General features: G+C 42.9%; 14 protein-coding genes. 12 read left to right on the top strand and 2 right to left on the bottom strand.

Annotation, left to right across the window (positions count from 1 at the left end; genetic code table 11):
- The first annotated feature begins 38 nt into the window (after nucleotides 1–38).
- The 12 genes from citX (at nucleotide 39) to B808_RS02805 (ending at nucleotide 11,294) form a co-directional block, all read left to right on the top strand.
- Nucleotides 39–584, top strand: coding sequence for a citrate lyase holo-[acyl-carrier protein] synthase (citX, locus tag B808_RS02860; protein WP_009166415.1), 546 nt, complete (start codon nucleotides 39–41; stop codon nucleotides 582–584).
- Nucleotides 574–1,455 carry a triphosphoribosyl-dephospho-CoA synthase CitG gene (gene citG, locus B808_RS02855; RefSeq protein WP_051393798.1) on the top strand — a complete coding sequence of 294 codons (882 nt, stop codon included), beginning with the start codon at nucleotides 574–576 and terminating at the stop codon, nucleotides 1,453–1,455. The genes citX and citG overlap by 11 nt, the downstream gene beginning before the upstream one ends.
- Nucleotides 1,456–1,484: 29 nt before the next feature.
- Nucleotides 1,485–2,375 (top strand): alpha/beta hydrolase, encoded by an 891-nt coding sequence (locus B808_RS02850; protein ID WP_035421828.1) that lies wholly within the window; start codon nucleotides 1,485–1,487, stop codon nucleotides 2,373–2,375.
- Between the two features lie 45 nt (nucleotides 2,376–2,420).
- Nucleotides 2,421–3,056 carry a signal peptidase I gene (gene lepB, locus B808_RS02845; protein WP_035421827.1) on the top strand — a complete coding sequence of 212 codons (636 nt, stop codon included), beginning with the start codon at nucleotides 2,421–2,423 and terminating at the stop codon, nucleotides 3,054–3,056.
- Between the two features lie 102 nt (nucleotides 3,057–3,158).
- Nucleotides 3,159–4,484: a C1 family peptidase gene (locus tag B808_RS02840; RefSeq protein WP_035421823.1), complete on the top strand. Its 1,326-nt coding sequence runs from the start codon at nucleotides 3,159–3,161 to the stop codon at nucleotides 4,482–4,484.
- A gap of 64 nt (nucleotides 4,485–4,548) precedes the next feature.
- The gene (gene cls, locus B808_RS02835; RefSeq protein WP_035421820.1) at nucleotides 4,549–6,021 is read left to right on the top strand and encodes a cardiolipin synthase; all 1,473 of its coding nucleotides are present in this window, start codon (nucleotides 4,549–4,551) and stop codon (nucleotides 6,019–6,021) included.
- A gap of 220 nt (nucleotides 6,022–6,241) precedes the next feature.
- A complete protein-coding gene (locus B808_RS02830; RefSeq protein WP_009166421.1) occupies nucleotides 6,242–6,982 on the top strand; it encodes an amino acid ABC transporter ATP-binding protein in 741 nt (246 codons plus the stop codon).
- Nucleotides 6,983–7,000: 18 nt separating this feature from the next.
- Nucleotides 7,001–7,864: a transporter substrate-binding domain-containing protein gene (locus tag B808_RS02825; RefSeq protein ID WP_009166422.1), complete on the top strand. Its 864-nt coding sequence runs from the start codon at nucleotides 7,001–7,003 to the stop codon at nucleotides 7,862–7,864.
- Nucleotides 7,861–8,511: an amino acid ABC transporter permease gene (locus B808_RS02820; protein WP_035421819.1), complete on the top strand. Its 651-nt coding sequence runs from the start codon at nucleotides 7,861–7,863 to the stop codon at nucleotides 8,509–8,511. Before B808_RS02825 ends, B808_RS02820 begins: the two co-directional genes overlap by 4 nt.
- Nucleotides 8,508–9,152 carry an amino acid ABC transporter permease gene (locus B808_RS02815; protein WP_035421817.1) on the top strand — a complete coding sequence of 215 codons (645 nt, stop codon included), beginning with the start codon at nucleotides 8,508–8,510 and terminating at the stop codon, nucleotides 9,150–9,152. The genes B808_RS02820 and B808_RS02815 overlap by 4 nt, the downstream gene beginning before the upstream one ends.
- Before the next feature lie 67 nt (nucleotides 9,153–9,219).
- Nucleotides 9,220–9,585: a TIGR02328 family protein gene (locus tag B808_RS02810; protein ID WP_009166423.1), complete on the top strand. Its 366-nt coding sequence runs from the start codon at nucleotides 9,220–9,222 to the stop codon at nucleotides 9,583–9,585.
- Between the two features lie 116 nt (nucleotides 9,586–9,701).
- Entirely contained in the window at nucleotides 9,702–11,294 is a 1,593-nt protein-coding gene (locus B808_RS02805) for an L-lactate permease (RefSeq protein ID WP_009166424.1), read from the top strand.
- 145 nt (nucleotides 11,295–11,439) lie between these two features.
- Here B808_RS02805 and B808_RS02800 read toward each other — a convergent pair whose 3' ends face one another.
- Together B808_RS02800 and B808_RS02795 are read right to left on the bottom strand one after the other, a co-directional pair.
- A complete protein-coding gene (locus B808_RS02800; RefSeq protein ID WP_035421815.1) occupies nucleotides 11,440–13,113 on the bottom strand; it encodes an alpha-keto acid decarboxylase family protein in 1,674 nt (557 codons plus the stop codon).
- A gap of 60 nt (nucleotides 13,114–13,173) precedes the next feature.
- Entirely contained in the window at nucleotides 13,174–14,484 is a 1,311-nt protein-coding gene (locus tag B808_RS02795; RefSeq protein WP_035421813.1) for an NCS2 family permease, read from the bottom strand.
- Between the last annotated feature and the right edge of the window lie 33 nt (nucleotides 14,485–14,517).

The raw sequence follows: 14,517 nt of genomic DNA, 5'->3' as shown, positions 1-14,517 counted from the left end.
GCTGTCTATTTGATAGCAGCTTTTTTGTGAGGAATTAGATGACAATTAATATTTTTAAAAAAGGCACTCCGCAAACCATTGCCGAGGTATTGCACAATAAAGACAAACGAGTCCGCTACCAACAACAGTTATTGCGAGAATTTCCAGATGCCACCGTGGTGGCGATTAAACTCAACATTCCAGGACCAATTAAGACGAATTCAGAGATTGAACAGCTATTTCAGGTGGGTTATCAGCGGTTTATGGACCAGCTAACTACCTTGACGCCGATTATTAAGACTAAGACCGAGGTAGCGCCAACGGGACCAGAAGCATGGTTGGTGGTGACGAGGGCTGCTAGTGACGTCAAACACGTGGCGGTTAGGTTTGAAGATCACGATCACCTGGGGCGGTTATTTGATGTGGATGTGCTTAATCGGACGCATGGAACCTACCATCGAGCGGAGTTATCAGCTTCCAAGCGGACTTGCTTTTTGTGTGGTCGTCTGGCTAAGGAATGTGGTCGGAACCGGACGCATTCTGTAGAAGCGCTCCAAGCATATGTGAACCAGCTGTATTACGAGGTGTTTCAAGATGACAAGTAGACTAAGCGAACAGCCACTCACCCAAACGAGTCAGGCCGACGTGGTGCAGGTGGCAATTAAGGCGCTTCTCTACGAAGTGACGGCGAATCCCAAGCCCGGGCTAGTAGATCCGACGGGAAATGCTAGTCATCCTGATATGAATGTGTTTAACTTTATTGATAGTGCGCTGGCGATGCAGCCATATTTACAAGCTTGTTATCGCTGTGGGGCTCAATTTCAAAAAAAAGATTTAACGCAGTTGTTTCAGGAACTACGACCTTTAGGGAAAACTGCAGAAAAGCGAATGTATCAAGTAACCAAGCAGGTTAATACGCATAAAGGGGCCATCTTTGCGCTAGGGATTTTAGTGGCAACCGTTGCACTAACGGTGCAACAGCTAGCGCAGCCGACTTTATCTGCCGTAATAACTAGGGAACGTCTCCTTACGAAAGACCTAGTTCGCAAAGATTTTGCTGTTTTGCAGCAACGACCGCCCCAGACGGCGGGGGAACGGCAGTATTTACAGTACGGGACAACGGGAATTCGAGGAGAGGCAGAAACCGGATTTGCAACGGTAATGAACTTTGGGCTGCCTTGGCTCGTTGATAGTCAAGGGAGTACCAACGAGCGTTTATTGTTAGCATTAATAGCAATTGTTACTAATAGCAACGATAGTAATTTAATTAAGCGGGCGGGTAATCGACAGATTGTGGCCACCGTTCATGGTCAATGGCAAAAGCTACTGGTAACTTACTCCCAAACTAAGCAGTTTCCACAGCAGCAGTGGCAACAAATCTGTCATGATTTTGCACTCCAAAAGCTGAGTTTGGGTGGCTCAGCCGATCTCTTAATTGTGACAATCTTCTTAGCGAAGTTAATACAAAAATTTTAATCATGTACCCATGAAGGAAGTGATTTAAGATGGAACGCTTTATTGATCGAACCCCGACATTTGTGCCGGCTGAGACTGTTGGAATCAACCGGCAGTTCTTGTCACTGAACTATGCTGAAGGGGAACGTCATCAACTAGATTTATATTTACCAAACCAGGCTTTAGAACAATATCCAGTGATTATTGATATTTATGGGGGCGGGATGTATTTTGGACAGCGTAGTTCGCAAAAACTAAACGGGGCCTTGCAATTGCTCCGACGAGGCTTTGCCGTGGTCAGCCCCGACTATTCTTTAAGCTACATGGCTCCGTTTCCAACCCCAATTTACGAGTTAAAAGCGGTTATCAGATGGGTAAAGGCCCACGCCGCTAGCTATCACCTCAATCCGCGGCAGATCTTCTTAACGGGAGAATCTTCTGGAGCACAGTTGGCGATGGTGACCGCTGCTAGTACTACTGCTGGGAAATTGATTAGTTCATTTGGAGGTAATTTTAAATATTCTGACCAAGTGCAGGGAGTTATTGCTTCTTACGGTCCCTATGATTTGGCCCTGATGAAACCGCAATTTGCGGTGCTAGGACAAACGCCCAAGTTTGCTGAAACGGGAGCCGCTGATTCCTTTGAAGGAGTAATGCTAGGTTTTCAACGTCCCGACAAAGTTTTGGAGCGAAATGCGCAAGCCAACCCGGCCACCTATTTTACGAACAACATGGTTCCGACCTTGCTGTATGCGGGGACGGGTGATCGGGTTGTCCCTTACTTACAAACCATTAACTTAGCTGCAGAGTTGACGGCGGTTATTGGAAAGGAAAAGGTTGAATTACGGATATTACCAGATGTTGCTCACGGACCAGCTGGGTTTATGAATCAAGCGGTTTGGGATGAAAAAACTTCCTTTTTACGGAAACATAGCCATTAGTGTTAAAATAGTGGGTAATAGTGAAAAAGAAGCAAGGAGCTCAGAATGAAAACCTTTAAAAGTATTTTTAGCTGGATAATTCCAATTGTAATTGGACTAGCAATTGCATTGCTAATTCGACAATTTGTGTTCACAATGGCGCGGGTTGATGGTCCGTCAATGGAACCAAACCTCGTCAATAATGAGCGCATCATTGCTTGGCGACAGGCAAAAATCAAGCGAAACAGTGTAATTGTCTTTAATGCATCAGGAGTTGATCCGGATGCAGCAGCAAACACTAGTTTTACTAAACGAATCCTGGGAACTGCCGGGACAGATTATGTCAAGCGTGTTGTGGGGATGCCCGGGGATACCGTCGCTTTTCAAAATGGTAAGATTTTGATTAATGGTAAAGTGGTCGACCAGGGTTACATCAGTAAAACGGAACAGCGCAAGGGAACCGAATATGAAGCCCAGCCAGGAAATTGGGATTTGAAATCACTTTCAACCAACTGGTCAAAGGACAATGGTGCGATGAAGGTTCCACAAGGAAAGTATTTTGTTCTAGGAGATCATCGTTCGGTGTCAAATGATAGCCGGTACTGGGGCTTTGTTCCTCAGGACAAGGTCATTGGGGTCGTGAAAACCTTCCCATGGTCAACCACTAAGCAACAACGTGAAAATGTAAATGATCGAAGTTAATAAAAAAGCTGATTATAATTAATCAGCTTTTTTATTTTCTGAAATTGCTATTTTATTGAGAAACGGCTAGAATGACAACTAAAATTTAAAGGAGCAAACCTCATGACAGAGTTCAATCACCCCCTTACGCCAGATGTTATTCAGAGCTTGCAAGCTCAGCTTCATGCTCGTCCGGATTATCGGATGATTACTAATGCAGTGGCTAAAAACGGGATTAAACAGGCAGCCTACAATGCTCAGGTGCCGGCAAAGTTGAATCGAACATTTTCAATTGAGTTACCGACGGGCAAGGTTGCTAATCAAAAGAAAAGCGGACGGTGTTGGCTTTTTTCGATTTTAAATACGCTGCGCCACCAATTTGCAGCACAATATCACTTTAAAGATTTTGAGCTATCAGAAAGTTACTTGTTTTTTTGGGACAAATTGGAGCGTGCTAATATTTTTTATGATCGCATGATTGCACTTGCCAACCAACCAGTTCATGATCGAGAAGTTTCTTATTATCTGGATAATCCAGGGTCCGATGGGGGACAATGGGCGATGGCGGCGGCCCTAATTGAAAAATATGGAGTTGTTCCACGTGAAACATTTCCAGAGACTGCTAACACCGAAAATACGGCAGCGCTTGAACAATTACTGAACCGAACCCTCCGCAGTGATGCACTAAAGTTAAGAAATTTAATTCAACAGCAAGCAAGTGATGAACAACTTAACCAAGCTAAAACGGCGGCCCTTGCAACCGTTTACCGAATGGTTTCAGAAAGTTTGGGGGAACCACCGGCGCAATTTGACTTCGAGTACCGGGATGATCAGCACCAATATCAGCTCGATCAGGGACTTACGCCGATCCAGTTTTATCAAAAATATTTCTCGAATGATTTGGATCAATATGTGGTTTTAAGTAATGATCCTAGCAAACCGATGCAACAAAAATTTGCCCTACCTAGTCAGAACAACGTGGTCGGTGGGCGTGAAATTGAATTTATTAATTTACCAATGAGTAAGCTTAAGCAGGCAGCTATTAAACAATTGCAGGCAGGAATTAGTGTCTGGTTTGGTAATGATGTCTTACAGCAGTCAGATCGTCAGGCTGGTTTATTGGACCGTGATCTATACCAAGAAGCACAGTTGTTTGGACTTGAACCACAGCTCACAAAAGCGGAAAGATTTTCCATGCATGATGCAGAAGTTAGCCATGCGATGACTCTCACGGGGGTTGATTTGCAAAAGGGACAACCGGTTAAATGGAAAGTTGAAAATAGTTGGGGCGATCAAGTTGGAGTTAAAGGCTATTTTGTAATGGCAGATAATTGGATGGATGAATTTACCTATGAAGTAGTTGTTAAGCGTGACTACTTGGATGCAACTGACCAGTTGGTATTAGAACAACCAGCACAAACCCTGTTGCCATGGGATCCACTGGCCTAACGAAAAAACCCGACATTTTTGCTAGGGTTCTAGTATGATAAATAGTAGAGAGAGGAGCCAGTATATGAACATTTTTCTACTAATTTTCTTAGCAATCATTGTGATCAATACGATTGCAGCAGTAATAACAGTTTTTCGGCAGCCAAGAAACATTGCAGCCACGTGGGCTTGGCTACTAGTTTTGATTTTGATTCCCGTTGTTGGATTTATCATTTATTCCTTTTTTGGGCGGCGCTTACCCAAAAATCAATTAGTACGGTTATCTGATAGTAACCGTCGTCAGGTTGATCAAGTAATCAAAGAACAAAAGCAAGAGTTGGCTGGTCTCAAAGGACCAGGATTGACCACGAATCAGCAGATTATTAAGAAAGCTTCTGGCTTGATTGAAATGTTCATGAATTCAGATACAGCCCCGTTGTTGTCGAATAACGAGGTAGAGACGTATACAGATGGGGAACCATTCTTTAAACAATTTTTTGCTGATCTCGAGGCCGCTGAAAGTTCTATTAACATTGAATTTTATACGTTTTATGCTGATAAAATCGGTCATCAAACGCTGGATTTGCTGGTAAAGAAGGCCCAAGCGGGAGTTGATGTGCGGGTTATTTATGATGACTGGGGTTCTTTAGGGACCACGCAAAAGTTTTTTAAACCGCTGCTGCAAGCTGGTGGGCATGCTTTTCCGTTTCTTCACAACCGGTTTAATCTGCTCGATATGCGAGTAAACTTTCGCGATCACCACAAGGTAGTGGTCATTGATGGAAAGTACGGCTATATTGGTGGTTTTAATATTGGTGATCAGTATCTAGGTCGCAAACCAAAATTTGGAAATTGGCGGGACGGCATGATTAGAATCTATGGTAAGGGAGTTTATGGGTTACAATCTCGCTTTTTACTAGATTGGAACGGAACAGATCCCACGACGGCCATTGATCCTAATTTGCCAGTGCAAAGTGTCAAGTATTTCCCAGAAATAGAGACTCAGGGAGCTGCAATGATGCAAATTGTGTCTAGCGGTCCGGATCCACAGTTAGAACAGATTAAAACTGGTTACATCAAGATGATTTCTTTGGCAGAACATTCGATCAAGATTACTACGCCGTATTTAATTCCAGATTCTTCAGTTCTGGATGCCCTTAAAATTGCTGTTCAGTCAGGGGTTGACGTCCAAATTGTAACACCAAATATGCCAGATCATCCCTTTGTTTATCGGGCGACTCAGTACTATTCACGAAGACTAGTAGAGTTGGGGATTAAAGTTTACGCATATAACCAAGGGTTTATTCACGCTAAAACGGTAGTAGTTGATGGTGAAATTGTATCAGTCGGATCTGCTAACTTAGATTATCGAAGTTTTGAACTTAACTTTGAATGTAATGCCTTTATCTATGATAAAGAGTTGGCTGATCAGTTTGAAGCGATCTTTGCTGAGAGTGTTGCTGCCAGTACGCCCCAAACGACAGCAGTATTTGCTAGTCAATCGCATTGGTTGAACTTTAAACAACATTTTAGTCGGTTATTGTCACCCTTATTGTAAGGAGTTGAAACGATATGACGACGAAAGCAGTGACAAAACGAACTTTATTGCTTCTAGGGGTCGTTATAGCGACGTTGTTGCCTAGTAAACGATGTCGTTAGTACCGTGACAAGCTTCAGATGTTACAAAAAGCAACATAAAAGCTGGTTTTTTGCTACTAAGTTACGTAAAATTGAAAATAACTGCTTAATAAATTCCTAATAAAAGGAGGGACATGCGAATGTCAGCGATTATTAAATTTAAAGATGTCGATAAATATTATGGGGATTTTCATGCCCTGCATGATATTAATTTAGAAATTGATGCTGGAGAGACGGTTGTGTTAATCGGACCTTCTGGTTCAGGGAAATCAACCCTCTTGAGAACGATTAATGGTTTAGAAACGATTCAGAAAGGTTCATTAGTAGTTGATGGAGCCGATGTGTCTAGCAGTCAGACAAATTTAAACCAACTACGAACCGATGTTGGTATGGTGTTTCAACATTTTAATTTATATAATAACAAAACAATTCTAGAAAATATTATGTTAGCACCACGCTTAGTGCTTAAACGAAAGCCAGAAGAAAACGAAAAAATTGCACAGCAGCTCCTGAAACGGGTCGACTTATCTGATCAGGCACCCAAATATCCGGCCCAGTTATCTGGAGGCCAGCAACAACGAATTGCAATTGCGCGTTCATTAGCAATGGATCCCAAGGTTCTATTGTTCGATGAACCGACGTCAGCTCTTGATCCAGAAATGGTTGGTAGTGTGTTAAGCGTTATGCGGGACATTGCTAAAAATTCTGACATGACGATGCTGGTGGTGACCCATGAAATGGAGTTTGCGCAGGCCGTTGCTGACCGAGTAATTTTTATGGCCGATGGTCGGATCATGGAAGACGAACATACGGATACTTTCTTTGCACATCCTAAGAGCGAACGAGCTCGTAAGTTCTTATCACAAGTTGAGCATCATTAGAAATCGAGGTGACCTAGCATGAGTAAATTTAAACTAAAACGCATCGGGCTAGTGGCATCTGTGATCCTAGTCTTGGTCATCATTGGTGGCATCTTTTTTGGAATTAATGCGCAAAAGCAGCAACTCAAGGGAACTGATAAGCTGCAAACCGTCAAAGAAACACACACAATGCGGTGGGGGGTTAAGTGTGATACCCGACTATTTGGCTTGATTGATCCTAAAACTGGTGAAAGTCAGGGCTTTGATGTGGATATTGCCCGAGCAGTAACTGCGCAAATTGCAAAAGATCAAGGAACCACAATTAAACCAGAGTTCACACCAGTAACCACGAATTCTAAAATTCAATTACTAAAAAATAACCAAGTTGATGCAGTAGCTGCATCGATGACAATTACGCCGGAACGGGCCAAGGTGGTTGATTTTACTAAGTCATATTTTCCCGCGGGACAATCTATTTTAGTGAAAAAAGGGTCACCAGTTACGAGCATTCGTGATTTAAATAATCCTAAATATACGGTAATTGGAATCATGGGAACAACGGCGCTGGATACAATGAAGAAATTCGCGCCAAATGCTAAGGTGATTGCCATGCCGGATAACTCGCAGGCTTTAAGCGCCCTAGAATCTGGACAAGGGGATGCCATTACGACCGATAATGCCATTTTGTATGGGCTCGCCCAACAGAGTCATGATACCCAAGTTGTGGGCAAACCTTTTACTAACCAGCCATATGGGTTAGCAGTCAATAAAGGACAGGCGTCATTACGCAAGGCGGTAGATCGAGCGTTACAAGAAACGATTGACAACGGCACTTATAACCGGTTGATCCAGAAATGGTTCTCAAACATTCCGGGATTGGATTGGAGGGAGCTCACAAAATGATCGATATTTTTACACAAAATTGGCAAACCATTTTAAATGGTTTCTGGGTGACGATCCTTTCCTCTGTGATTGGCTTGGTCGGCTCGCTCTTATTAGGGACAATTTTTGCACTTTTAGAACTGGCACCGAGCCGTAGTCTGCGAATCATTGGGACCGCTTTTGTCGAATTCTTTCGGAATATTCCGTTGCTAGTGATCACTATGTTTTTCTACGTCGTAGTTTCATCGAGTTTTAAAATCGGTGGTTTTTGGTCTGGAACCATTGGGTTAATTCTCTATACATCAGCTTTTATTGCTGAGTGTTTGCGCGGAGGAATTGCTTCGGTTGATGCTGGTCAAATGGAGGGTGCCCGGTCAAATGGTTTGACCTATACCCAAGCAATGACCCACATTGTTTTACCCCAAGGTTTCCGGCTGGCAATTCCCTCACTTGGGAATCAGTTTATTAACTTAGTTAAAAATTCTTCGATTTTATCATTTGTGGCGGGATTTGATTTGATGTACCAAGCAAATGTTATTTCGGGGGCCAACTTGGATCCATTTAATACGTACATTATTGTAGGAATTTTGTATCTATTGATTACGGCCTCCGTTTCCTGGGTGGTCAAACGACTTGAAAATCGGATTGGAAAGGAGGTTATTCGATGAGTGGAGCATTTAGTACCAGTAACGTCCAGTATCTACTTAAGGGTCTAGGCGTGACCGTGGGAGTTTCCATAATCTCAATTATTATTAGCTTTATTGCCGGCTCTGTTTTGGGAATTATTTTATATGAAAAAGTTCCGTACTTTACCAAAACAGTTCGCCTAATCGTAAACACAATTCGAAATCTTCCCCTCCTGTTAATTATCTTTTTCACCTACTTTGCGCTACCAAAATTGGGAGTTGAACTGAATGCTTTTTCGGCAACGGTCTTTGCGATGTCTGTTTTTGAAGCGACAATGGTTGCAGAAATCATCCGCGGAGGCTTACTTTCGGTGGGAATTGGACAGACTGAGGGAGCCCTTTCAACCGGGATGAACAAGGTGCAGACGCTTTGGTACATTATTCTTCCCCAAGCGTTGAAGCGCTCGATTCCACCGTTGATTTCCCAATTCATTTCGCTAGTAAAGGATACATCGTTGGCGACAGCAATCGTTTTACCTGAATTAATGTTTCGTTCTCAGGTAATTTATGGGCAGAACCCTAAATATATGGTTCCGATGTTTATTACGATTGCAGCACTCTATTTTGTAGTTAATTATAGTTTATCGCTGTTGGCTAAATGGTTTGACAAGCGGTTAGTTTAGCCATGTAGTTAGTAAGCAGTTTTGCGAATGGGCAGGACTGTTTTTTTATTTGAAAAAGGAGTAATTTATGAGACTCTGGCATGAGGCTTTAATCCCAACCCTGCCACGACAGCAACTGTTAGGGCAACATCGAGAATGCGCTGCTCTGCGCGGCAATGGGTGGGGACGTAAACATGCAACGGTTAATTACGTTTTTAATTATTCGCCTTATAAGCTCTACCAATTTCACGTTAAAGTGCTAGATGAAATGAAACGGCGCGGATACCATCCAGATGAGCACTGGTATGATGCCTGTTATCGCGGTAAAAGTTGCCCGCCCTATGAAACCATCAGTCCGATTCCTCCAACGGAGCCGTTGTACCCCGAGCATAATCCCGCCTATCTCCAATTTTGCATTGATAAGTTAACCAATTGGCAACAACAGCAAAAATAATCGAATGCTTACCGCCGGGATAGAGAGCTAGTTGCTGAAAAGTATAGCCAACTCCCGTAAAATAAATTTAGTGATGTTGTCCGACTTTTTAGAAAATAAGATAGATTGGGGTTTTTATGTATTTATTGCTGTCGGTGCTACCAATTCTGTTACCAGTATTCTTTTTGGGGGTTTTAAATTGGCCTGCTCCCAAGGGGATGGGGATTAGTGCTGTCATGATTATGATAGTCGGATTTTTCTTTTGGAAAATGCCGATTTTGGCCGTAACTGCTTCCTTATTGCAAGGAATTCACAAGAGTTTGCCGATTGTTTGGATTTTATTTGGAGCACTCCTGTTGCTACGAGCCTTGGAATTCACTAATTCCATTCAACGAATTAACCTTGGGTTTACACGATTAACTACGGATATGCGACTGCAAGCAGTGATTGTGACCTTTCTCTTTGGATCCTTAATTGAAGGGGTTTCCGGGTTTGGAACCCCGGCAATGGTAACCGCGCCACTGCTAATTGCACTGGGTTTTAAACCGTTGTCTGCGGTAGTGTTGGCCTTAGCTGCTGATTCGACTGCTTCTTCTTTTGGCGCAGTAGGGACTCCGTTGACAGTTGGTCTTAGTAATACGCTCTCCGCTGGGGGTCTGGAGAACGTTAGCACCAAAATTACGACCGTTGAATTAATTAGTGGAACGTTTTTGCCATTAATTTTAATCTTTTTACTAGTCGTATTACTCCCAAATCAGCAGCAAAAAAATAAGCTTGGCAGCGTCTTAGAATTAGCACCGTGGGCTTTGCTAATTGGTTTTTGCTATAACGGGATTGGTTGGATAACCCAACATTTTTTGGGACACGAAATGGTGGCCATTATTAGTTCGATTGGGGCGTTAGGCTTAGCAGTTCTGACGATTCGGTTGCATTTCCTTCTACCCGCCAAGCTTGAAAAACACCCTTGGCAGCAGACGCCTCAGTCTCGTGAGTTGAATTCGGCTGAGTCAGTGACTATGCCGCTATGGCTAGCGTGGTTTCCCTACGTATTAACGGTGATTTTGTTGGTTTTACCTAAATTTGTACCAGCAATCCATCATTTCTTAACTAACCAGGTCAACCTGTCCTGGATGAAAATCTTGGGCTTTAAGACGATTAACTCCGAGTGGTTATTATTGGCTTCGCCAGGGACGGTGCTGGTGTTAGTGGCGATTGTAACGTTATTAATTCATCGGGTATCTTGGGCGGACTTTGGCACGGAGACCAAACAAGTAGTTGTTTCGATGAAGTATACTGTTTTGGCGTTGGTAGTAACGCTGGTAATGGTTCAAGTGTTCACTAATTCAGGGATTAATACCAGTTCTTTAGCTAGCATGCCAGAATTTTTGGCAGAAAAATTAGCGCACGCCTTTAGTGGAATTTGGCTCGGAATTGCACCACTGTTAGGTGGATTGGGATCATTTGTAACTGGCAGTACGACTGTTTCAACCTTGACATTTGCACCGGTACAGGCAAGTGTGGCTAAGGATGCTGGTCTGGATGTTGACCTTGTGTTGGCGCTACAAGTGATTGGGGCTTCGATCGGAAACATGATTTGCATTCATAATATTGTAGCGGTAAGTGGGGTAGTCGGTCTAACTGGCAAAGAGGGACAGGTACTGCGTGAAAACGCCCTACCGGTATTGTTTTACTTTGGATTACTGCTAGTTGCTATTATGATTGTTAGTTAAGCTCGCTTAACGTAGTTGGATAGACTGAAATTTCTAATTTATCCAGTTTTTAATTTAAGACGGTAGTCAAGAAAGGACTGGGGTTAACACAGTTGCTTGCTAAGGGTATGTTTAAAAAATAAAGCTGTCCTTATTACGGGCAGCTTTATTTTTGATTATTTTTTTTAACTAGTTTACTGAATTTTTTTAAATTTGCTGGAGCATCCGTTTTTTCAAGCCGAAGTTGCACAATAGTTAGCGGTTGGTTTGCCGGTTGTAGTTTTTTCAAGACACTAATTAGCTCAGCGTTAGTTTTGACGTCAAAGAATTGAGCCGTCTTTGCAGTGGCACCAAAAGCGGGCAGGAGCGTTTGGTAATTAAGCTGGGGAACATCATTATATGAAGCAGTTAACCCCTGAATAACTCGTTCGATGGTATAACCTTGGTTATCTAAAATAAAAATTAACGGTTTTAATTGGTTTTTAATAGCAAAAGCGAGTTCTTGCAGTGACAATAAGATTGATCCCTCACCAATTGATAGGATGACTCGGTGCTGGCGATTTGCTAAGCTAGCACCGAGCGCGGCTGGAAAGGTATAGCCAATCGCAGCCCATAAAGATTGACAAATATAGCAATTATCTCCAGGCAACCGATTATTTTCTAATGCGAAAAGGGAGGTTCCGTGTTCTACCACTAGAGTATCACCGGTTTGTACGAAGGTTTCCAGGGCCTGACGATAAAAATCTTCTGTCAGAGGCTGTTGCTGTCCACTTGGCAGGGGAGTCAACTGAAATGGATTTGTGGGACCGGCTTGATGACAGACGTTAGGGCTCTGGCAAAGCGCCTTAATTGTCGCAGTAAAATTCTCTGGATTTGCTGGGAAACGCTGTTCACCTAAAAAGTTAATTTCTTGCGGAGTCAGTAAAATGGTGTTGTAGTTAGCAAAGGTTTGCGTAAAACCACCCGTGCTAACATCTGATAAGATTGGTCCGAGTGCTAAATAAAGATCGGCTTGTTGCATGAATTGCTGAACCACCGGATTAGAGATATTGCCGGTATAGGTACCTATGAATTGAGGGATATTTTCGTCAATAACCCCCTTACTTTCATTTAGATCGACAAAAGGTAACTGGTGCTTAGTAATAAATTTTTGGACAACGTTTTTAAGGTGAAAACGTTCGACCGCAGATCCAATGATAAGCACGGGATGTTGTGCCGTGTTTAATTGTTGGCAAATGTCGTTTAATAGCGTTAGTGGTGGTGTCTCTGGTTTTGTTGACCCAGCAATTAGTGTTGGAATGCGGGTCTTGAAAACTGGGTTGACCTGTAAATTAGCTAGGTTTACTGGTAATTGAAGATAGCCGGGTTGCTTGGTTTGTAACATGGCTTGGATGACACGATTGATTTCCGTAATGGCGTTATTGACCGTTATTTGACCGGTAATTATACCGAGGTTTTGATGGATTTGCTTAGAAAAACTAAAATCCTGATGAGGTAGCGAGTGGTGAACGAGTTGTCGGGTTTGTTGGGTTGTAGTAGCGGGAGTTCCCACAATCTCTAAAACAGGAACACGCTCAGCCTGACTACCGGTTAAACCGTTAAGGGCACTCAGTTCACCAACACCAAAGGTTGTTACTAGGGCACTAAAACCATTTTTACGAGCATAACCGTCTGCTAAATAGGCAGCATTTAATTCATTCAGATTACCCCGCCAGGTTAAATCGGTTCGCTGCTCAAGGTGATCTAAGAAATTTAAATTGTAGTCACCAGGAACCCCGACCACGTCGGTGACACGCAAATATTTTAGGATATCGAGCAAATAGTCTGAAATTGTATACATATAGGTAAGCCTCACTTGATAGGAAAAATAACTTCAAATCAAGTTTATCACTTTTAAAGATTATTGATTGAGAATCCATAGAAATATCACGAAAATGATGGCAAGACCATACATCATGAGACCAACTTCTTTACCACGTTTGGCAGCAATCATGGTAATTGGATAAGCAATGAATCCCAAAGCAATTCCATCTGAAATACTGTAAGTAAGGGGCATCCCAATGGCAATTAGAAAAGCGGGAGCGGCTACCTCGAATTTGTTCCAATTGACTTGTGCTAGGGATTTCGCCATTAAAACGCCGACAATGATAAGGGCTGGGGCTGTAATTTGACTAGTGATAACCGAAAGAAGTGGCGAAAAGAAAGTTGCTAGAACAAACATTATTCCGGTGACAACTGCGGTGAATCCGGAGCGTCCACCGACAGCAATTCCTGCCGATGATTCTACGTAAACACTCATGGGAGAGGTTCCGAGGAGAGAACCTACTAGCATGGTAGTAGAATCGGCAGCGAGCGCCCGTCCGACTCGTGGCATCTGGTTATTTTTCATGTAGCCGGCCTGTTCTGCTAGACCGATTAACGTCCCTGCTGTATCGAAGAAGGTCACTAAGAGAAAGGTTAGAACAACTACAAATAATTGCGGGGTATTAATCTTATCGAGATTAGAAAGGCTGACGAGAAAAGTTGACTTAATGCTGGGAACTCCTGCAACCAGTGCACTAGGAAGTTTGATCAAGCCGGTTCCCATGCCAATGATGGAAGACAGTACCATTCCGATAAAAATTGCGCCAGGAATGCGGGCGCTCATCAAAAAGAGGGTAATTAATAGCCCGGCAATTGTCAGAAGGGTTGTGGGAGTGGTGAGTGATCCCAGACTGACAAGGGTATCTTTATTAGCAACAACGAGTCCCCCGTTGTTAAATCCAAGAAAGGCGATAAATAGTCCGATTCCGCCACCGATGGCTGCTTTAAGATCGGTTGGGATGGCATTAATAATCAACTCTCTTAATTTGACGGCTGTTAGTAAGACAAAAAGAACGGCAGCAATTAAAACTCCGCTCATGGCTGTTTGCCAAGGAATTTTCATTCCAATACAGACAGAGTAAGCAAAGAAAGCATTGATTCCCAATCCGGCGGAAAGGGCAAACGGATAGTTCGCTAAGACGCCCATCAAGATACAACCAAAAGCAGTTGCCATGGCGGTCGCCGTGAAGACGGCTCCTTTGTCCATTCCCGTTGCTCCGAGAACGTTCGGATTTACAAACAGAATGTAAACCATAGAAATAAATGTAGTAATCCCGGCAAGGGTTTCGGTCTTGAAATTAGTCCTGAGTTCTTTAAAATGAAAAAAAGTTGCTATTCTGGTTCCCATACCTAACTCCTTTAAATAAAGTTCGTTAATTAA

The organism is Fructilactobacillus florum 8D, from assembly GCF_000512295.1.
Classification (GTDB): domain Bacteria; phylum Bacillota; class Bacilli; order Lactobacillales; family Lactobacillaceae; genus Fructilactobacillus; species Fructilactobacillus florum.
This window is presented reverse-complemented; position numbering and strand designations above follow the sequence as displayed.

Excerpts from the sequence above, each read along its gene's own strand:
- B808_RS02820 (WP_035421819.1), top strand. The coding sequence starts at position 7,861 with ATGATCGATATTTTTACACAAAATTGGCAAACCATTTTAAATGGTTTC.
- B808_RS02805 (WP_009166424.1), top strand. The coding sequence starts at position 9,702 with ATGTATTTATTGCTGTCGGTGCTACCAATTCTGTTACCAGTATTCTTT.
- cls (WP_035421820.1), top strand. The coding sequence starts at position 4,549 with ATGAACATTTTTCTACTAATTTTCTTAGCAATCATTGTGATCAATACG.
- citG (WP_051393798.1), top strand. The coding sequence starts at position 574 with ATGACAAGTAGACTAAGCGAACAGCCACTCACCCAAACGAGTCAGGCC.
- B808_RS02840 (WP_035421823.1), top strand. The coding sequence starts at position 3,159 with ATGACAGAGTTCAATCACCCCCTTACGCCAGATGTTATTCAGAGCTTG.
- B808_RS02815 (WP_035421817.1), top strand. The coding sequence starts at position 8,508 with ATGAGTGGAGCATTTAGTACCAGTAACGTCCAGTATCTACTTAAGGGT.
- lepB (WP_035421827.1), top strand. The coding sequence starts at position 2,421 with ATGAAAACCTTTAAAAGTATTTTTAGCTGGATAATTCCAATTGTAATT.
- B808_RS02830 (WP_009166421.1), top strand. The coding sequence starts at position 6,242 with ATGTCAGCGATTATTAAATTTAAAGATGTCGATAAATATTATGGGGAT.
- B808_RS02850 (WP_035421828.1), top strand. The coding sequence starts at position 1,485 with ATGGAACGCTTTATTGATCGAACCCCGACATTTGTGCCGGCTGAGACT.
- citX (WP_009166415.1), top strand. The coding sequence starts at position 39 with ATGACAATTAATATTTTTAAAAAAGGCACTCCGCAAACCATTGCCGAG.
- B808_RS02800 (WP_035421815.1), bottom strand. The coding sequence starts at position 13,113 with ATGTATACAATTTCAGACTATTTGCTCGATATCCTAAAATATTTGCGT.
- B808_RS02795 (WP_035421813.1), bottom strand. The coding sequence starts at position 14,484 with ATGGGAACCAGAATAGCAACTTTTTTTCATTTTAAAGAACTCAGGACT.
- B808_RS02810 (WP_009166423.1), top strand. The coding sequence starts at position 9,220 with ATGAGACTCTGGCATGAGGCTTTAATCCCAACCCTGCCACGACAGCAA.
- B808_RS02825 (WP_009166422.1), top strand. The coding sequence starts at position 7,001 with ATGAGTAAATTTAAACTAAAACGCATCGGGCTAGTGGCATCTGTGATC.